The following is a 19,027-nucleotide window of genomic DNA, read 5'->3' as shown; positions in this document are numbered from 1 at the left end:
GTGCTCGGCCCGCAACGGCTCGGCCAGCAACGGGTTGTCCAGCAGGTAGATCTGACCGACCGACAGATAGTTGGCCGCGCGCCAGTAGGCGTCGACGTGCGCGAGTGCGTCCATACATCGACAGTTCCTCAACTGAGGCGTTCGAACCCCGGACGGCGAACTCCCCCTACCGCATTGGGGTGGAATGTACGAAGATCTCCGGATGAGTCGAGAGCGACGTACGGGTGCGTTCGAGGCTGCTGTGGTTCCCGTCACCGGGAGCATCGGGAGTGAACGATGAGGTTTGTCGGTTTTCGGGATGGGCGCCAGATCCAGGTGGGCGTGCTGACCGGTGGAGACCGGGTGGCGCCGCTGGCCGAGGCGGGCGAGTTCTACGAGGATCTGCCCCGCTGGACCGCGAGGGCGCGCGAGCTCACCAGGCAGGAACTCGCCGGGCGGGAGCTCGCCGGGCTGAGCCTGGCCCCGGCGGTGGCCGGTTCCGCGCGGGTGGTGTGCGTCGGGCTGAACTACCGGGCGCACGCCGCCGAGGGCGGTTTCCCGATCCCGGAGACACCGGCGATCTTCGGGCGGTGGACGGCGTCGCTCGCGGTCGACGGGACGCCGGTCCCGGTGCCGCCGGACGAGGCGGGCCTGGACTGGGAGGTCGAGCTGGTCGCGGTGGTCGGCGCGGAGCTGCGGTGCGTGGACGAGGAGACCGCGCTGGCGGGGGTGTTCGGCTACGCGACCTTCAACGACCTGAGCGCCCGCCGGGCGCAGCGGCTGACCGCGCAGTGGACGCTCGGCAAGAACTCCGACCACAGCGGGCCGATCGGGCCGGTGGTGACCGCCGACGAGGTGGGCGACCCGGCCGGCGGGCTCCGGCTGGTGACCCGGGTCAACGGCGAGGTCGTCCAGGACGGCGACACCAAGGACATGATCTTCCCGGTCGGGCGGGTGCTGGCGCACCTGAGCCGGACCATGACGCTGCGCCCCGGCGACCTGGTGGCGACCGGCACCCCCGCCGGGGTGGGGCACGCGCGCACCCCGGCACGCTTCCTGCGGCCCGGGGACGTGGTCGAGGTGGAGATCGACCGGCTGGGGTCGGTGCGCAACCCGATCGTGGCCTGGCCGGAGAGCTGACCGATGTCGCAGACCTCGCATTTCAGCCATTCCCCTCATGAGGGTTTCAGCCACTCCTCCCATGAGCAAGACACCCACCCTCGCGCCGGGCGGGTGTCGCGCTCGGGGCTGGAGGAACGGCCGGGAGACTTCAACGTCACCCTCATCACCTTCGCCGCGATGGCACTGTACGACGCCCTGGACGGCGAGCAGCGGGCCCGCGCGCTGCTGCCCTTCGACGACGCCGACCGCTCGAACTGGAACTTCCTGCCCGCCTCGGGACGCGCCGGGGTGCCGCTGCGGGACCTGAGCTTCGACCAGGGCATCCTGGCGCACCGGCTGATCGCCCAGTGCTGCTCGGAGCGGGCGTACGCGCAGGTGGTGCAGGTGATCTCGCTGGAGCACGTGCTGCGCGAGCTGAACCTGGAGCGGTTCGGGCACGTGGCCAGGGAGTTCCGTAATCCGGGGATGTACTTCCTGACCTTCTTCGGACAGCCCAACCCCGACTCGGTGTGGGGATGGCGGCTGGTCGGCCACCACCTGTCGCTGAACTTCACGGTCGTCAACCAGGACCACCTGGCGGTGACGCCGTTCCTGCTGGGCTCGGAACCGGCCCGCTTCGGCCCGTACCGGGTGCTGGGCGAGGAGGAGGACCTGGGGTTCGCGCTGCTGCGCTCCCTGGACGACGGGCGGCGGGCGCGGGCGATCATCCACCCGGTGCCCCCGGCGGACTTCGTCACCCGCACGGTTCCGAGGATCGGCGAGGTGGAGCTGCCCGACCTGCACGGGGTCGGGCGGCGGGACGCGATGATCACCGAGGCCGACCGGCAGGCCCTGCGCTACATCAGGTCGCACCCGCGCGGGATCGCCGCCGCCGACCTGACCGCCCCGCAGCGGCGCGCGTTCGACGAGCTGCTGGAGTGCTATCTCGACCGGGCCAGGCCCGGCCAGGTGGCCGCCGAGATGGACCGCGTCCGCGCCGCCGGTGGCAGTGGCGGTGAAGGCGACCTGCACTTCGCCTGGGCCGGCGCCGACGACTACGGGCTCGGCCACTACTACCGGATCCAGGGCCCGGTCACGTTGATCGAGTTCGACAACACCGAGGACGACGCCGACCACGCCCACAGCGTGTGGCGCGACCCGTCCAACGACTTCGGCGAGGACCTGCTGATGAGACACCTCATCGAGGAGCACCGCGGTACCGCGGGGTGAGACGCCGCCCGACGAGAGGAACCCCTGAGTGAAGATCGCCATTGTCGGAGGAGGCCTCGGCGGGCTGGCCACCGCGCTACTGCTGCGGCAGGCCGGCCTCGAGGCCGTCGTGTACGAGCAGGCCGCCGAGCTGCGCGAGGTCGGCGCGGGGATCGTGGTGGGCCCCAACATGGTCCGCCCCCTGGTCCGGGCGGGGCTCGGCGAGCGGCTGGCGTCCTTCGCCGTACCCCTGGAGACCGCCTGGGAGTTCAGGCGCTGGGAGGACGGCCGGGTGCTGTCCTCCCAGCCGATGGGAGAGGAGTGCCGGCGGCTGTACGGCACCGACTGCTACGTCGCGCACCGGGCCGACCTGCTCGACATGCTGCTGGAGGCACTGCCCGCCGACGCGGTCAGGACCGACCGGCGGCTGGAGGTGCTGCGGCAGGACCGCGAGGGGGCCGAGCTGGTCTTCACCGGCGCCGGCGGCGTGAAGACGACGGTGACCGCCGACGTGGTGATCGGCGCGGACGGCATCCACTCGGCCGTACGGCCCGCGATCGTCGACGAGGAGCCGCCGCGCTTCTCCGGGCTGTGCGCCTACCGGTGCCTGGTCGACGCCGAGCGGGCGCCGGAGCTGGCGCTGCGCCGGGTGCAGACGCTCTGGCTGGGTCCTGGCCGCCACTTCGTCCACTATCCCATCAGGGACAGAAAGCTGATCAACATCGTCGCGATCGTGCCCGCGGGCGAGTGGCGCGTCGAGTCGTGGACGGCCGACGGGCGGCTCGAGGACCTGGCGCGCGAGTTCGAGACCTGGGACCCCCGGCTGGGACGGCTGATCGCCGCGGCCACCGAGACCAAGCGCTGGGCGCTGTACGACCGCGCCCCCCTGGAGCGCTGGACGTCGGGGCGGGTGGCCCTGCTGGGTGACGCCGCCCACTCGATGCTGCCCTTCTTCGGCCAGGGCGCCGCCCAGGCGGTCGAGGACGCGGTGGTCCTCACGAGCTGCCTGCGCGAGGCCACCGGCGACACGGTGGCCAAGGCGCTGACCCGCTACGAGGAGATCCGCAGGCCCCGGGCCTCGCGGGTGCAGCTGATGAGCCGGGGCCGTGAGGTGCAGAACCACCTGCCCGACGGGCCGGCCCAGCTGGAGCGCGACGCGGCCCTGGCCGGCAGCGACCCGCTCCGGCAGAGCGCCTGGCTCTACGGCCACGACCCCGAGACCGCCATGGCGGGCTGAGCGGCGGGCCGGACGACGGGCCCGGCGGGTGCGACGGGCGGGCGGTGCGGCGGGACGGCCCGGCCGTCGGGCAGCAGCTCGCCGGTGTCCTCGAAGAGCACCACCCCGTTGCAGAGCAGGCTCCAGCCCTGCTCGGGGTGGGAGGCGATCGGCCTCGCGGCCTCCCTGCCGGGGGCGTAGGCCGGGGGACACGGGGTTTCGTGCCGGCACATGGCGTACCTCACTGATCTGCGCTGGTCTGCCTCGTGGCGGCGGTCCGCCGCCGTCTTCCCGCAGGATGCGCCTGCGGGGACATCCTGTCCCGGTACAAATCCGCACAGGGGTCCCTCGGGAGGCGATATGTGAGAACCGCGCCTCCCGCCGGGCCTCACTCGGTCTTGCGCACCCTTCCCAGGAACCGGTGGGCGATCACCACGAGGGCGAGGAAGAGCCCGCTGACCACCTGCTGGAAGGAGGCGTTGAGGTTGCCGACCGGGTTGATCAGGTTCTGGATCACGCCGAGCAGCAGCGCCCCGGCGATCGTGCCGCCGAGGGCTCCGGCTCCCCCGGTGAGCGGGGTGCCGCCGATGGCGTAGACGTTCTGCCCGAAGCCGGTGCGCCGCAGCAGGACCATCCCCGCGCCCAGCAGGACGGCGGCGGCGAACACCGGGTAGCCGACGTTCAGGACGGAGCCCTGGCCGAGCAGCGCGAAGGACGGGTCCTCGGCCAGGTAGGTCGCGGCGCCCTCGTCGGAGACGGCCAGCATCAGCCCCCGCGCGCCCAGCAGCCCGGCCAGGGTGACGATGAACGGCGCCATCCCGGTCCTGGCGATGATCAGCCCGTGGACCAGGCCGAACAGCCCGGACACCGCGAGCGGCAGGGCGAGCGCGACCAGGAACCCGTACTGCGATCCGTACGCCGCCAGGACGCCGCCGAGCACGAAGAGCGACCCCACCGACAGGTCGATGCCGCCGGAGATGATGAAGAAGGTCATGCCGATCGCGATGATCGCCAGGAACGAGGAGGATGTGGCGATGTTGCCGACGTTCGCCACCGTGGCGAAGGAGTCGAAGGCCGGCGAGCCGAAGACGGCGGGCACGGCGAGCACGCCGGAGATGACGTAGACCAGCAGCGCGGCGACTCTTCCCGGACGACTCGTGAGCAGGGTCATGGTGCCCTCCTGGACAGGAGGATGGAACGTCGATGCGCTCGATGTTCATCCGGCCAGGAAACAAAATCGTAAAGAAATGGACATCAATGGATCACGATTGATCGTATCCGATCAGATTCGGTCACCAGATTGTCGGAACCTCAGCCTTTCCCGATCGTCAGATCCGGGCGACGTGGATCCGCACCCCCCGCCCCGTCAGGTCGTCCAGCACCTCCCTGGGCGCCTCGTCGTCGGTGATCAGGTGGGTGATCTCCTCGGTCGGCACGGTCTGCACCATCGTGTCGACCCCCACCTTGGTGTGGTCGATCAGCACGACCACCTCCTCGGCCGCCGCCGCCAAGGCCCGGTCGACGCTCGCGACCTGCATGTTGGGCGTCGACAGGCCCCGCTCCGCGGTCAGCCCGTTGCCCGAGATGAAGGCCCTGCGCACCCGCAGGCCGGCCAGGGAGCGCTCGGCGGCGCTGCCGACCAGGGCGTGGATGGAGCCGCGCAGGGTGCCGCCGGTCATGACCACCTCGACCCGGGGCGAGTCGGTGAGCGCCTGCGCGACCAGCAGGGAGTTGGTCACCACGGCCAGCTCCGTCACCCGGGCCAGGCGCCGGGCGAAGTCCTGGGTGGTGGTGCCCGCTCCGACCACGATCGCGTCGCCGTCCTCGACCAGGGAGACCGCGAGATCGGCGATGGCCCGCTTCTCCGCGGCCGCCGTCTGCGTCTTCTGCGAGTACGTCGGCTCGCGCGACAGCTCGCCGGGGAGCGTGGCACCGCCGTGGTGCCGGTTGAGCAGGCCCTCGGCCTCCAGCGCGCGCAGGTCGCGCCGGACCGTCACCTCCGACGACTGAACCGACTGGGCCAGATCCCGGAGGGAGACCGCGCCGTTGGCGCGTACCAGCTCAAGGATGCGCTGACGACGCTCCGCGGCGAACACGGGACGACGATACTCCGCCTGACCCGGACTCTCTCCCCCACTTTTCACGACCGACCCCGTCCGCTCCGAATCATATGATCTGAGCCGATCATAATCGGTCGTCGAGTGACAGGCCGGGCCGCGAAACCGCTAGCCGCGCGCCTCGGCGCGCAACTCGGCGAGCAGCTCACCCTGCTCGGCGAGCACCTCGGCCAGGATCGACCGCGCCACGGACATCAGCTCGGCCAGGTCCTGGGTGGACAGGGCGTAGACGACGGTGGCGCCGTCCCGGGTGGCGGTCACGACTCCCGCGCGGCGCAGCACAGCGAGCTGCTGGGAGAGGTTGGAGGCCTCGACGTCGATGGCGCTCAGGAGATCCCGCACCGGCAGGGGGCCGTCCCGCAGCAACTCCAGCACCTGGATGCGGACCGGATGGCCGATGGTGCGGAAGAATTCGGCCTTGGCCTGGTGCAGCGGCACCGGCATGATCACACAGCTCCGGCGACGGGCCCGCCACCGGCGTACCGCACGTCGACGCCGTGCCGGTCGGCGATGCGCAGCAGGTTCTCCAGCCGCCCGGACAGGACCTCGACCGCGTGATCGTCGAAGGCCTGGCGCATGAGCTCCAGCTCGCCGTCGACATCGGCGATGCGCGCCCGTAGCTCCGCCGCGAACTCGCTCATGTCCCCCACCTCCCGTGGATCAGGTCACTCCCCGGCGTCTGGTTTATCGGCACACCGTTCCTCATGATGTGGCAAATTGCATAATTCTTCAAATCGTAATGACGTTGGCTATGATGGCGAAGGCCGTTTTCCAACAGGGCCCGCAGCCGGTTCGAGCCCGATCGATGACGGATCGACCGCGAAGCGGGATACTTGGTACGGCTACCGCAGACTGACCTGCGGCGTCAGAGCGCGCCAGCCGGCGATGCGACAGTGACGAGAGGCCGAGCACGGCCTGCGCGAGGGAGTACAGCCAATGGGACGGGGCCGAGCCAAGGCTAAGCAGACGAAGGTTGCTCGCGAGCTGAAGTACAGCAGCCACAGCATGGACATCGACCGGTTGCGCAAGGAGCTCGGCGCCGGCGACGATCCCGCGCCGGAGAGCGAGGCCGACGACCCCACCGGTGAGCCGACCGGCAGGTGACGCCGCGGGCGGGCCACGGACCCCGGCCGGACGCCATGGCGCCGGCGGGGCCCGGCTCCGTGACCTCGCGTGAGCCGGCGGGGCCTCGCGGTCCCGATCGCGCGGCCTGCCCGCGAGGCTCCTCCCGGGGTGCGCCGGCCGGCCGGCGCACCGATCGGCCGGCGAACGCCCGTGGCGGCGTCCGCCGCGCGACGGCGAATTCCACGCAACATCCGGCAACACCATTGAGGCACCCGCCCAGGGCTGCTTACCGTCACGGTTGTGCGTACCGCAGTGCGGCGGTCACGCACCCCCGGTCAGCGCGTCGACGGAGAGCTCTGGCGGGTCCCACTCATCCCACGGTGACCGGCTACCCTTCCCCCGCCGGGCATCGGGATCTGCCAGTTCACACGCCGTGGCCCCGGGACGAATCGCCGGATCGCGCGAGGTCGCGCCTCGCGCGGGCGGAAAGTCTCCCCGGGCCACGGCCACCACTCACCCCCCGTGTCCTCGCGTGTCCCCTCGGGCGACGCCCGGCGGCGACGGGCCGCGGGCGCTCGCGGACCGGTGCCTTCCCGCCGGAGGAACGGTGACGAGCCGCTACGGGCCCCAGTTCGGGCCCGACATCACCTTCCTCGGCGTCGAGCGGTGCTCGCTGGACGATCCCGCGAGTCACGCGGGCGCCGACATCGTGATCGTGGGGGCGCCGTTCGACGGCGGCACCTCGCACCGGCCGGGCGCGCGCTTCGGGCCGCAGGCGATCCGGATGACCGACTACCTGCCGCACGACGGGGCGCGTCCCAGCCTGGCGCTGCGCACCGACGGGCTGCGCGACCTGCGCGTCCTGGACGCGGGCGACGTCGAGATGCCGCCCGGCGACATCCTGGCGTCGCTGGCCGCCCTGGAGGCCGCCGTCGAGAAGGTCGCCCGTTCCGGAGCCGTCCCGGTGATCCTGGGCGGTGACCACTCGATCGCCTTCCCCGACGCCAAGGGGGTGGCCAACGTCCTCGGGCACGGCCGGATCTCGATGATCCACTTCGATGCCCACGCGGACACCGGCGACATCGAGTTCGGCTCGCTGTGGGGGCACGGGCAGCCGATGCGCAGGCTCATCGAGTCGGGGGCGCTGCGCGGCGACCGGTTCCTGCAGATCGGCCTGCGCGGCTACTGGCCGCCGCCGGAGACGCTGGACTGGATGGCCGAACGGGCGATGCGCTCGTACGAGATGACCGAGATCACGCACCGCGGCCTGCAGGAGTGCCTGACCGAGGCCTTCGCCATCGCCGTCGACGAGTGCGACGGCGTCTTCCTGTCCGTCGACATCGACGTGTGCGACCCGGGCCACGCGCCGGGCACCGGGACGCCCGAGCCCGGCGGACTCACCGCGCGCCAGCTCCTGGACTCCGTACGGCGCGTCTGCCTGGAGCTGCCGGTCGTCGGGATCGACGTCGTGGAGGTGAGCCCGCCCTACGACCACGCCGACATCACCGCCGCGCTGGCCAACCGCGTGGTGCTGGAGGCGTTGAGCGCCATCGCCCGGCGGCGGCGCGACGCCCGGGACGGGACCGCCTGGAACCCGCTGCTGCCGCTGCTCGCCGAGCGCCCGGACCGCGCGGCCGGCCCGCTCGACCGGCACGACCGGCCGGACCGCTGAGGCGCCCGCCGGACGCTCGCCTCCCCCGCGGTCGCCGCGGGTTCCGGGGCCTGTTTCATAAGTTGATCACAGCCACTCGTTGATGGCGGCGACGGTCACGGTAGCCTCGTACCGGACGGCGAGCTCGTCGTACCTGGTCGCGACGGCTCGGTGGCGTTTGAGCCGGTTGATGCCGCATTCCGATGTTCAAGGACGTCCAGCGCGGCCAGGGCACCTTCGTCTGAGACGCCATCACCGCCGGAGTCTTCCCGGACCGCACGCTCGTCAAGCGGTCGGAGGAGCGATACATCGACACCAAGCGCTTCTGGCCCCTCTACGTGGACATCATGCGCAACCAGTGAGATTTGGGTACGGGGGTACTCAGGCGCCGGACCAGCCCACGACGGACGATGCTCCTCTGGCAGCGCTCCAGGGGAGGACATCATGGGCTTGAGAACGAAGGCTGGTCTGTCATTCGCGGCGATGCTGGCGCTGTTCCTGGCCTCCATACCGCTCATCGCCACTCCTGCGGCGGCGGCGCCCCCCGGCATCAAGATCATATTCGAGATCGAGTACCTCTTCCAGGTCGAGGACCCGGACAGCGGAGGGGTGGGCGACGGCGACTACTTCCCCAGGGTGAAGATCGCCGATGGCCCGCTGGTGACGGGCCCCCGCATCGAGGACGACGAGTTCGAGCCCCGCGGCCTGCCCGAGGCGCCCGGCGGCTGGACCTTCACCTACGAGAACTGGCCCGGTGACAAGCCCACCGTGGACATCACGGTCGCGATGTGGGACTACGACAGCGATTTCAACTCCAACTCCGACCGGATGGACATCAGCCCCAACGACGAGGACTGGGAGCTGAACCTCACCTACGACCTGCGCTCGGGCACGCTCTCGGGCGACCAGCTCGTCTTCGGCACCCCGTGCGTCCGGTCCGACGGCCAGACGGCCAAGGGCCGGTCCTGCATCCAGGGCGACGGCGACCATGGCATCCCCCGCAACAACGACGGCCGGATCACCAAGATCGGTATCACCGCCGGCGCCGAGATGCCGGACACCGACCTCGACGGCATCCCGGACCTCATCGAGCTGTCCGGCATCAGGAACGCGGCCGGTGACGTGCTCGTCGATCTGCCCGCGCTCGGCGCCGACCCGTGCCGCAAGACGGTCATCCTGCAGCTCGACCACATGGAGGACGCCGCCCCCGCCACCAGGCACTCGCACGAGCCCAAGGCGGGCGCGATCACCCTGGTCAAGAACGCCCTGGAGGACGCGCCCATCGCGGCCACGAGTCCCTGCCCCTACCCGGGGACGCGTCAGGACGGCATCGACTTCATCTACCGGGAGGGCGCGCAGCTGGCCGAACAGGCCCAGCTGGGCCTGGACACCAATGCCTTCCGCAACGCGCGCGCCGCCGGCTTCCCGGCCGAGCTCGCCCCCTACGCGCACTACGGGATCTTCGCGCACCGCCTGCTGAACGCCCTCGGAACCTCCGGCCAGTGCTGCGAACCCGTCCGTGACAACAACAAGGACTTCATCGTCACCCTCGGCGACTGGCGGACCATGTGCGTGGCCGACTTCACCGCCGACTACGGCGGCGACGGCATGCTGCAGACGACCGCGGCCGGAGACGACGTCACCACCGGAACCCAGATCCACGTCGGCGCCAACCGCAGGTGCGACACCACCAGCGCCCACACGACGGACGTGCAGGTGCTCACCCCGGGCACGGGCGACGCCGACGCCAATGTCGGCACCGAACAGGACCAGGCCGGCACCATCCTGCACGAGCTCTTCCACGCCATGGCCCTGCGGCACGGCGGCAACGAGAACGTCAACAACAAGCCCAACTACCTCAGCGTCATGAACTACTTCTTCCAGACGGGCATCCCCAACAGCGCGCCGCCGTTGCTGGTCGACGAGTTCCGCGACTGGAGGGTGGGCGCAGTGCGGCTGGACCTGTCCGACGGCGGGCTGCCCCAGCTGGTCGAAGGCGGGCTGAACGAGACAGCGGGCATCGGCGACGGCACGGACTGGACGTTCTGGTGGGCCCCCAACGTCGCCAACCCGGGCGGCGACCCCGTGATCCGGGCCGGCGCCGGCAACGGACCGCTCAACTGGAACGACAACCGCACGGCCGGCACCAACGTCCCGATCATCGACACGACGAACCAGCCGGTGAACATCAACAACGAAGGCGGCCTGACCACGCTCACGGACCACAACGACTGGCCCGCGATCAGGTTCAGGGCACAGTCCCCCGACCGCGCCGGCTGGGCCTGCAGCACCTGGCCCGCAGGCGCGCCCGCCTGCGGAGGCGCCGGGGGCGACGTGGAGCCGGAACTGACCTTCGACACCGCGATCCGGCAGGAGATGTCCTTCTTCAACCTCTACAACCCCGACCTGGCCATCGAGAAGACCGTCGACAAGGCCGACGCCGAGCCCGGCGACACCCTCACCTATCAGGTCAAGCTGGACAACATCGGCACAGGCGCAGCGACCCAGACAAGCGTGAAGGACACCCCGCCGACCGGCGACGTCCAGACGCGTCAGGCCGGGCAGCTCGGCGCGGGCGGAACGAAGACCGAGGCGTTCACCTATGAGATCCCCTGCGACACCGAGGACGCGAAGGTCCTGACCAACAAGGCCGAGGTGACCGCGAAGGACCTCGCCGGTGGAGCCGAGGCCAACACGGCGAACAACTCCGCGACCGCCTCGACCAGGGTCCACGCGCCCAAGCTCACCCTGGACAAGCGCGCGACCGCCACGGTCAACGCGGGCGAGGCGATCACGGTCGACCTGAAGGTCGCCAACGTCGGCAGCGGCAAGGCCACCGGCGTCGTCCTGACCGACACGCTCCCCAAGGAGGTCTACTACAGCCAGGCCCTCGACCAGGGCACGGGCCCCAGGCCGACCGGGGTCACCCGCAACGCCGACGGGACGACGACGCTGACGTGGTCGCTGGGCGAGCTGGCCGCGAGCGGTGACCGGTCGGTGCAGTTCACGGCCAGGCCCAGCCTGCTGTTCGTCGCCGGGGACAAGCTGACCGACCACGCCTCCGTGGCGTACGGCAACGCCAACGGCTGCGCCTACGAGCCGGTGGCCGCGTCGGCCACCACGACGATCACCGAGGTCACGCCGACCCGTGACCCGCGCTCGCACGGCTACTGGAAGACCCACCCCGAGGCCCGCACCGCCGAGTTGCTGGCCCGGGTCCAGGCCACCTACCAGCGGTTCGACAGCTCCGCGAACGGGGCGCTCGACAACACCGAGGCCGCCGCGGTGCTCTCGGCCGGCGGTCCACAGCCTGGTCCCGCCAGGTTCCAGCTGCTGGCGACTCTGTTCGACCTGGCCGCGCGGCAGATCAACGCCTCGACGAAGATCGACAGCAAGCTCACCCGCGCGCTCGGGACGACCACGGTCGGACAGGCCGTCCGGTATGGCTTCGCCACGCTGGACCTGCCGGTCAACAGCTCGACGGCCCAGCGCTACGCCGACACCACCGCCCTGCTCGACGAGATCGTCAACAACAGGAGCGAGGTCTACTAGCGGGTACCAGGTCTGTTTCAGAAGTGGATCATATGAATGATCCACTTCTGAAACGATCTCTAACGGGTTCTCGGGCGGTTGCCCCATCTGGGCTTGCGGAAGAGGTCGCGGCGCTCCAGCAGGTAGACGAGCTTCGCGGCCGCGGTCCTGACGGCCTCCTCGTGGCGGTGGCGCTTCTGCGGGACGACGGCGCTCCAGCGTTCGAGCAGGAGGGCGATCTCCTCGGCGAGCTCGCCGATCACCCGATAGCGGGTGCTGAAGGCGTAGAGGTCGCCGTGCACCTCGTTCACCAGGTCCTCGTCGACCCGATGGGCGAGCGGCCTGACCCTGCGGAGGATCCCCGCCTCCATCGCCGGGGTGACCGGCGCCCGCCGGGCGTCGCCCTCGGGCACCATGATGAGGGCCCGGACCCGCGCGACGGCCAGGGTGCGCTCGGCCTGCGAGGTCGCGGGGTGCTCGGCGAGGTCCAGGAGGCGGCGGAGGGTCTCCTGCGTCTTGTCGTCGAACATGGAAAACCCGTTCCGCCTTCGTGTCCCCGTTTCCCGCCGGACCGGGAGGGAGGCCTCGGCGTCGGCACCGGCGCATGCCGCGCACGTGCCATCACATGCTATTCGACCCGATAGGCAGGGACGCGTACCGGTGTGACCCGTGAGCGCGAGGTGAATTGGGATATGCCCGGTGTGCGCGAACGGCCGCCGCGCTCCCGGGCCGCCCACCCTCGCGCACCGGGACCGGAGCGGGGATCGGGAGCCGGCGGCCGGCACGGGTGGGCAGTCGATGGTAGGTGCTGCGGGGGCGCCTTTCCCGCCTTTCGCCGAATCCGGTATTCGACAGCCTTCCGGCTCGGTTTTTTAAGCAAATAGCCTCACTTTTCCGTTTTTCTGCGAATACAGTCCAGCTTTGTCGGACGGCGCCCCCTTCTCGGAAGGGTGGAGAGAGGACGGGGTGGCTCACAGCCATGGATCCGATCGGTGACGATCTGCTCAGGACCATCAAGCCCGAACTCGGGTACCGGGAGGGATCCGGACAGCACAGCAAGTTCGGCGAGTGGTACGCGGTCAACGTGGCCCAGGACCCGCAGTACAGGACGGCCCCCTGGTGCGCGATGTTCATCGCCTGGGCGGCGGAGAAGGCGGGCGTGCAGGAGTACGTCGGGCAGTTCGCCTGGACCCCGTCGCAGGCGCGCTGGTTCGAGACCAACGACGCGTGGACCCGGACTCCGGAGCCGGGCGCCCTGGTCTTCTTCGACTGGTCCGGCGGCAAGGACATCAAGGGGATCGACCATGTCGGCGTCGTCGAGAGCGTGAGCGGTGGAACGATCCACACCATCGAGGGAAACGTCGACCGGATCTGGCTGAAGCGCAAGACGCGCGACCAGAGCAAGGTCGTCGGATACGGGCTGCCGCGCAAGGTCAAGGAGAAACTGAAGGGCGCCGACTCCGGGGAGGACGCCACGGCCCCGCAGGCCGCCGGGCGGATCGAGATCCGCCCGGCGCTCGCCCCGGGCTCCGCTCCCCCGGCGGACGTGCCGGGAACGCTCCCCGTCTCCGTGGAGACCGCTGTGATCGCGGGGGTGCTGACCTTCGCCCTCGGCGCCACGTTCGTCCTGTCCCGGCTGCGCCCCCGCGTCTCGGCGGGCCGGCACCGCAGGAGGGGCGGGCGGCGGGAACGGGCGGACCTGTGGACCGGCGTGACGTGTCCGGTCGAGGAGACGCTCCTGCGCGCGGAGGTGCCCCCGGCCTGGAAGGCGCTCCCGCACACCGTGACGCTCCATCCGGGCGGGCCGGCCGGGCAGGGCGGGCCGGGCCGGCCGGGCACCGCGCCCCGGAGCCGCGAGACGCTCCGCGTGAGCAGGCCGAGCTGGGCGTGCGAGCCGTACCGCACGGGTCTCCCGAAGCGCGCCGGCGGCGCAGGGGTCCCCGGCCGTACCGGCGCGCGGCCCGTCCCCGGGCCGGACCTCGGCGGGGAGACGCGCGAGGGCGAGGAGGCCCGCGCCGCGTGACCGTACCGGTGCGGGCCGGTGCGGGCCGGTGCGGGCCAGGTGGCCGTGGGAGCAGGATCACATGAGACCGGGACAGAACGGAGATCGCGCCGGGTTGCCGGATAAGGTTAGGCAAAGCTAAGTTGCTGGGGACGGCATTTCCCAGTGAAGGCGGCACGATGACAGCGGGCAGCGAGCAGACCCTGGAGCGCGCGGCGGAGGTTCCGGCCTATCGCGGCCACCGGGCGGAGGTCGTGCGGGCGGTGCGGCTCAGCCCGAACTTCGTCCGGGTCACCTTCGGCGGCGAGGACCTGGCGGGCTTCGCCGACAAGGGTTTCGACCAGCGGATCAAGGTCATCCTCCCGCTGCCGGACGGCAGCATCACCCCGCTGGGCGACGGAGACGACTGGTACCAGCGGTGGCGGGCGCTCCCCGACGAGCTGCGCAACCCGATCCGCACCTACACCGCGCGGGCCGTGCGGCCCGAGCTGCGCGAGCTCGACATCGACTTCGTCCTGCACGGCGAGGTCGGCCCCGCCTCCCGGTGGGCGACCCGCGTCGCCCCCGGTGACCGGGTCGTGGTGGTCGGTCCCAACGCCGCCCACTCCGGCCCCGTCGGCGGCCAGGAGTGGGCCCCGCCCGCCGGGGCGTCGCATCTGCTGCTGGCCGGGGACGAGACGGCCGTGCCCGCCATCGCCGCGATCGTCGAGTCGCTCTCCGGCTCCGTGCGCGCCACCGCGCTGCTGGAGGTCCCCGAGGCCGCCGACGCGCTCCCGCTGGACGTCCGTCCCGGCGTGGAGGTCGTCTGGCTGCCCCGCGAGGGGGCCCGCCACGGCGACCTGCTCATCCCTGCCGTACGCGACACCCTGAGCGCGCTCACCGCGCCGGGCGGCGCCCTCGCCGGCGGGCCGGCCGTCCCCGCCGCCGGTCCCGGCGCCGCGAACCCGCTCGAGGACGTCGACGTCGACGAGGAGATCCTCTGGGAGGTCCCCCAGGCCTCGAAGGGCGACGGCCTGTACGCCTGGCTGGCGGGCGAGGCGGGCGTGGTCAAGCTGCTCCGCCGCCACCTGGTGCAGGAGTCGGGGATCGACCGCTCCTCGGTGGCCTTCATGGGCTACTGGCGGCTGGGACGCTCGGAGAGCGCCTGAGCCGCGGCTCCCGGCCCTCCCGGCCCTCCCGGCCCTCCCGGCCCGGAGGCGACGCCCGCGCCCGGGCGACGGCCCGGGCCGGGAGTCACAGCCAGGAGCCGCAGCCGCGAGTCGCACCCGCGGCCGGTGACGCGGCCGTCGCCGGGCGGCCTTTGCCGTCGGCTGCGGGAAACGTGCCGACTCCTTGACGCGGGACGGAACCGGGCAGGCGTCCGGGGCACGTAGCTTGAGGGCGTAAGTGCCCTGCTCGCGACGTGAGAAGGCCGACATGACAGCAGCGGAATCCGCTCGTCAGGACCCGGCGGGCGCCCCCGGATACCGGCCCATCGCCGACCACGGGCTGATCGGAGACCTGCACACCGCGGCGCTGGTGGACACCGGCGGCACCATCGTCTGGTACTGCTGCCCGCGCTTCGACGCGCCCAGCGTGTTCGGCTCGATCCTGGACGCCGGCCGGGGCGGATCGTTCGAGCTGGGCACGGTCGCCCCTGCCCGGACCAAGCAGTTCTACTTCCCCGACACCAACGTGCTGATCACCCGCTTCTCCGCCGACGACGGGGTGGGCGAGATCCAGGACTTCATGCCGATCGTCGGCGACACGCGCGACGGCGCCCGGCACCGGCTGATCCGGCGGGTGAGGTGCGTCCGCGGGTCGCTGCCGTTCCGGGCGCGGGTGGCTCCGCGGTTCGACTACGGCAGGCAGTCCCACACCCTGAGCATGCACCGGGGCCGGGCGCTCTTCGAGTCGCCGTCGCTGTCCCTGACCCTGTCGTCCAGTACCACCCTGGAGGTGGACGGCCAGGACGTGCTGTCGGAGTTCAAGCTCAACGAGGGCGAGTGCGCGGTGTTCGCCCTCGACCGGTTCGGCGACGACGTGGCGCTGCGCGCGTGCCCGCTCGAGGAGGCCGAGGACGAGTTCGCCGCGACCGTGGCGTACTGGCGCCGCTGGCTGTCCTCGTCGAGGTACCGGGGCCGGTGGCGGGAGATGGTCCACCGGTCCGCGCTGACGCTGAAGCTCCTCACGTACGCGCCGACCGGCGGGATCGTGGCCGCCGTGACGACCAGCCTGCCCGAGCAGCTCGGCGGGGAGCGCAACTGGGACTACCGCTACGTCTGGATCCGCGACTCGGCGTTCTGCGTGTACGCGCTGCTGCGGCTGGGCTTCGGCGAGGAGGCCGAGGCGTTCATGGGATTCCTGTCCCGGCACGTCAGCCGCGACGGCGGCGGCCCCTCGGGCCCGCTGCAGATCATGTACGGCATCGACGGGCGCACCGAGCTGCCCGAGATCGAGCTGCCCCACCTCGAGGGCTACCAGGGCTCGGCCCCGGTGCGCGTCGGGAACGCCGCCGTGGACCAGCTCCAGCTGGACATCTACGGCGCCCTCCTCGACTCCGTCTACCTCTACGACAAGTGGCACCAGCCGATCTCCAGCGCCCTGTGGGACGACGTCCACATCCTGGTGGACTGGGTCTGCGACAACTGGGACCAGCCCGACGAGGGCGTGTGGGAGACGCGCGGCGGGCGCAAGGACTTCGTCTACTCGCGGCTGATGTGCTGGGTGGCGATCGAGCGGGCCATGCGGATGGCCGCCCACCGCGGGCTGCCCGCCGACACGCCGCGCTGGCAGCTGGCCCGCGACGCGATCTACCGGCAGATCATGCGGCGCGGCTGGTCGCAGGAGCTGCGGGCGTTCGTCCAGCACTTCGACGACGACGTCCTGGACGCGTCGGTGCTGATGATGCCGATGGCGAAGTTCGTCTCCCCCATCGACCCGAAGTGGCTGTCGACCCTCGACGCGCTCGGCGCGAACCTGGTGTCCGACTCGCTGGTCTACCGCTACGACCCCGCGGTCAGCCCGGACGGGCTGCGCGGCGAGGACGGCACCTTCTCGATCTGCTCGTTCTGGTACGTCGAGGGGCTCACCCGCGCCGGGCGCCTGGACGAGGCCCGGCTGGCGTTCGAGAAGATGCTCACGTACGCCAACCACCTCGGCCTGTACGCCGAGGAGATCGGGCAGACCGGCGAGCAGCTCGGCAACTTCCCGCAGGCCTTCACCCACCTCGCGCTGATCAGCGCCGCGTTCAACCTCGACCACGCCCTGGGCTGAAGGGTCCCGGGCTCTTCGCCCCGCGACACCCCCGGCCATCGGGCCGGCGACGAGACTCCGCCCGCGCGCGAATCCACCGCAATAGACTTCCCGGACGCCGCCCGGGCACAGTGGATCCGCCGCCGCGGCGGTCTGGCGGGATCGGCCGCGGCGCGGCGGGAGATTTCTCCGGAGCCGTGTCGATCGGCGGGCCGCTCGTTCGACGTATGGGGGCGAGGGCCGAGGGGCGGCCCCGCCGGACGAGGAGAACGCGATGCCGAAATACCTGCTGATCATGCGAGGCACCGACGAGACGAACGCGGCCATGATGGCCGATCTCGACGAGATGATGGCCACGACCCACCGGTTCATCGAGGACATGATGAAGGCCGGGGTCCTCGTCGCGGCCGAGGGGCTGGACGATCCGGGCCAGGGCGTCGTGGTCGACTTCGGCGGCGAGGCGCCGGTGGTCACGGACGGGCCGTACGGCGAGACCAGGGAACTGTTCGGCGGCTACTTCCTGCTCGAGGTCGCCACGAAACAGGAGGCGGTCGAGTGGGCCAAGCGGGTCCCGGCGGTCCGCGGGTCCAAGATCGAGGTCCGGCGGGTGGCCGGAGCCGACGAGGTCCCGCAGGGCGGCGAGAGCAGCGGCCGGATCTGATGGGTACTGCCGACGTCGAGGCCGTCTGGCGGATCGAGTCGGCCCGGATCGTCGCCGCGCTGACCCGGTTCACCGGCGATTTCGGGCTGGCCGAGGACGCGGCCCAGGAGGCGGTGGCCGAGGCGCTGGTGTCGTGGCCGGGCGCCTCCCCGGCCAACCCGGCCGGCTGGCTGATGGCCACGGCCCGGCGGCGGGCGATCGACGCGATCCGCCGCCGGGCCGCCCTCCAGGACCGATACGCCCTGCTGGCGGCCGACCCCGCGGTCGACCGGGAGATCGACCCCGACAGGATCGACGACGACGTCCTGGCGCTGATGTTCGTCAGCTGCCACCCGGTGCTCTCCCGCGAGGCCCGGGTGGCGCTGACCCTGCGCGTGGTCGGCGGCCTGTCCAGCGAGGAGATCGCCCGCGCGTTCCTGGTACCCGTGCCGACCGTGCAGGCCCGCATCACCCGGGGCAAGAAGACGATCGCGGCGGCCGGGGTGCCGTTCGAGCTGCCGCCGGCCGGCGAGCGCGCGGAACGGCTGGGCGGCGTGCTCAGCGTCCTCTACGTGATCTTCACCGAGGGGTCGACGGCCACGTCGGGCGAGCGGCTGCTGCGTCCCGACGTCGCGTACGAGGCGATCCGGCTGGCCCGCACGCTGGCCGCGCTGCAGCCCGACGAGCCGGAGGTGCACGGCCTGCTCGCGTTGTGCGAGCTGACGGCCGCGCGCTTCCCGGCCCGTACCGGCCCGGACGGCACGCCGATCCTGCTCGAGGACCAGGACCGGCGGCTGTGGGACCTCTCGGCGATCCGCCGGGGGCTGGCCGCGCTGGCCAGGGCGTCGGCCCGCGGCCTCGGCCCCTACGGCCTGCAGGCCGCGATCGCCGCCGTCCACGCGTCGGCGCCCTCGGTCGAGGCGACCGGCTGGGACCGGATCGTGCTGCTCTACGAGGCGCTCGGCCGGGTCGCGCCCTCGCCGGTGGTCGAGCTCAACCGGGCCGTCGCCGTGTCCATGGCCTCGGGTCCGGCGCGGGCCCTGGCCATCGTGGACGAGCTGGTCGCTTCGGACCGGCTCCCCGGTTCGCATCTGGTTCCGACCGTACGCGGGGAGTTGCTGGCCCGCCTCGGCCGGCGGCCGGAGGCGCGCGCCGAGCTGGAGCTGGCCGCCCGGCTGTGCGCCAACCGGCGCGAACGCTCGGTGCTGCTGCGCAAGGCGGCCGCGCTGGACTGACCTCCCCGGCGCCGCCGTCCTGAGCGGGCCGCCGCCGGGGCCGGTGA

18 protein-coding genes and 1 pseudogene are annotated in these 19,027 nt (G+C 71.8%); 11 read left to right on the top strand and 8 right to left on the bottom strand.

Features of this window, described 5'->3' with window-relative positions:
• Positions 1–114 (bottom strand): hypothetical protein (locus tag AB0F88_RS36250; RefSeq protein WP_362695043.1); only part of this gene is annotated, 114 nt, incomplete at its 3' end.
• A gap of 162 nt (positions 115–276) precedes the next feature.
• Here AB0F88_RS36250 and AB0F88_RS36245 point away from each other — a divergent pair.
• The 3 genes from AB0F88_RS36245 to AB0F88_RS36235 all read left to right on the top strand — a co-directional run bounded on the left by AB0F88_RS36245 (position 277) and on the right by AB0F88_RS36235 (position 3,526).
• Positions 277–1,119, top strand: a complete 843-nt coding sequence (locus AB0F88_RS36245; protein WP_362695028.1) for a fumarylacetoacetate hydrolase family protein — start codon at positions 277–279, stop codon at positions 1,117–1,119.
• Between the two features lie 93 nt (positions 1,120–1,212).
• The gene (locus tag AB0F88_RS36240; protein ID WP_362695025.1) at positions 1,213–2,310 is read left to right on the top strand and encodes a DUF3500 domain-containing protein; all 1,098 of its coding nucleotides are present in this window, start codon (positions 1,213–1,215) and stop codon (positions 2,308–2,310) included.
• A gap of 28 nt (positions 2,311–2,338) precedes the next feature.
• The gene (locus AB0F88_RS36235; protein ID WP_362695022.1) at positions 2,339–3,526 is read left to right on the top strand and encodes an FAD-dependent monooxygenase; all 1,188 of its coding nucleotides are present in this window, start codon (positions 2,339–2,341) and stop codon (positions 3,524–3,526) included.
• On the opposite strand, the gene AB0F88_RS36230 is transcribed toward AB0F88_RS36235, so the two are convergent.
• The 5 genes from AB0F88_RS36230 to AB0F88_RS36210 form a co-directional block, all read right to left on the bottom strand.
• Positions 3,490–3,738, bottom strand: coding sequence for a DUF5999 family protein (locus tag AB0F88_RS36230; protein ID WP_362695019.1), 249 nt, complete (start codon positions 3,736–3,738; stop codon positions 3,490–3,492). The two genes, AB0F88_RS36235 and AB0F88_RS36230, sit on opposite strands and share 37 nt — an antisense overlap.
• Before the next feature lie 155 nt (positions 3,739–3,893).
• Entirely contained in the window at positions 3,894–4,676 is a 783-nt protein-coding gene (locus AB0F88_RS36225) for an ABC transporter permease (protein ID WP_362695016.1), read from the bottom strand.
• Positions 4,677–4,833: 157 nt separating this feature from the next.
• Positions 4,834–5,601 carry a DeoR/GlpR family DNA-binding transcription regulator gene (locus AB0F88_RS36220; RefSeq protein WP_362695013.1) on the bottom strand — a complete coding sequence of 256 codons (768 nt, stop codon included), beginning with the start codon at positions 5,599–5,601 and terminating at the stop codon, positions 4,834–4,836.
• 129 nt (positions 5,602–5,730) lie between these two features.
• Complete coding sequence (locus AB0F88_RS36215) at positions 5,731–6,066, bottom strand: metalloregulator ArsR/SmtB family transcription factor (protein ID WP_362695010.1); 336 nt, start codon at positions 6,064–6,066, stop codon at positions 5,731–5,733.
• Between the two features lie 2 nt (positions 6,067–6,068).
• Positions 6,069–6,263 (bottom strand): hypothetical protein, encoded by a 195-nt coding sequence (locus tag AB0F88_RS36210; protein ID WP_362695007.1) that lies wholly within the window; start codon positions 6,261–6,263, stop codon positions 6,069–6,071.
• Between the two features lie 295 nt (positions 6,264–6,558).
• Here AB0F88_RS36210 and AB0F88_RS36205 point away from each other — a divergent pair, with 295 nt between their 5' ends.
• Entirely contained in the window at positions 6,559–6,726 is a 168-nt protein-coding gene (locus AB0F88_RS36205) for a DUF3073 domain-containing protein (protein ID WP_344743362.1), read from the top strand.
• A gap of 568 nt (positions 6,727–7,294) precedes the next feature.
• A complete protein-coding gene (speB, locus tag AB0F88_RS36200; protein ID WP_362695003.1) occupies positions 7,295–8,359 on the top strand; it encodes an agmatinase in 1,065 nt (354 codons plus the stop codon).
• A gap of 66 nt (positions 8,360–8,425) precedes the next feature.
• Here the strand turns inward: speB and AB0F88_RS36195 are convergent.
• Positions 8,426–8,530: pseudogene (locus AB0F88_RS36195) on the bottom strand (IS5/IS1182 family transposase); the annotation flags it as partial.
• 252 nt (positions 8,531–8,782) lie between these two features.
• On the opposite strand from AB0F88_RS36195, the gene AB0F88_RS36190 reads away from it, so the two are divergent.
• Positions 8,783–11,890, top strand: coding sequence for a CARDB domain-containing protein (locus AB0F88_RS36190; RefSeq protein ID WP_362695000.1), 3,108 nt, complete (start codon positions 8,783–8,785; stop codon positions 11,888–11,890).
• Positions 11,891–11,949: 59 nt separating this feature from the next.
• Here AB0F88_RS36190 and AB0F88_RS36185 read toward each other — a convergent pair whose 3' ends face one another.
• A complete protein-coding gene (locus AB0F88_RS36185; RefSeq protein WP_362694997.1) occupies positions 11,950–12,399 on the bottom strand; it encodes a hypothetical protein in 450 nt (149 codons plus the stop codon).
• Between the two features lie 449 nt (positions 12,400–12,848).
• Between AB0F88_RS36185 and AB0F88_RS36180 the strand changes: the two genes are divergently transcribed.
• The 5 genes from AB0F88_RS36180 (at position 12,849) to AB0F88_RS36160 (ending at position 18,980) form a co-directional block, all read left to right on the top strand.
• A complete protein-coding gene (locus AB0F88_RS36180) occupies positions 12,849–13,892 on the top strand; it encodes a CHAP domain-containing protein (protein WP_362694994.1) in 1,044 nt (347 codons plus the stop codon).
• A gap of 158 nt (positions 13,893–14,050) precedes the next feature.
• The gene (locus AB0F88_RS36175) at positions 14,051–15,019 is read left to right on the top strand and encodes a siderophore-interacting protein (protein ID WP_362694991.1); all 969 of its coding nucleotides are present in this window, start codon (positions 14,051–14,053) and stop codon (positions 15,017–15,019) included.
• A 268-nt stretch (positions 15,020–15,287) separates the two neighbouring features.
• Complete coding sequence (locus AB0F88_RS36170; RefSeq protein WP_362694988.1) at positions 15,288–17,126, top strand: glycoside hydrolase family 15 protein; 1,839 nt, start codon at positions 15,288–15,290, stop codon at positions 17,124–17,126.
• Positions 17,127–17,379: 253 nt separating this feature from the next.
• Positions 17,380–17,766 (top strand): YciI family protein, encoded by a 387-nt coding sequence (locus AB0F88_RS36165; RefSeq protein WP_362694985.1) that lies wholly within the window; start codon positions 17,380–17,382, stop codon positions 17,764–17,766.
• Positions 17,766–18,980, top strand: a complete 1,215-nt coding sequence (locus tag AB0F88_RS36160; RefSeq protein ID WP_362694982.1) for a DUF6596 domain-containing protein — start codon at positions 17,766–17,768, stop codon at positions 18,978–18,980. The genes AB0F88_RS36165 and AB0F88_RS36160 overlap by 1 nt, the downstream gene beginning before the upstream one ends.
• Positions 18,981–19,027: the final 47 nt, after the last annotated feature.

Origin of the sequence: Streptosporangium sp. NPDC023963 (assembly GCF_040639135.1) — a bacterium.
In the GTDB taxonomy this organism is placed as follows: Bacteria; Actinomycetota; Actinomycetes; order Streptosporangiales; family Streptosporangiaceae; genus Streptosporangium.
The sequence above is the reverse complement of the archived record's forward strand: the minus strand, read 5'-3'. Positions and strand labels throughout refer to the sequence as shown.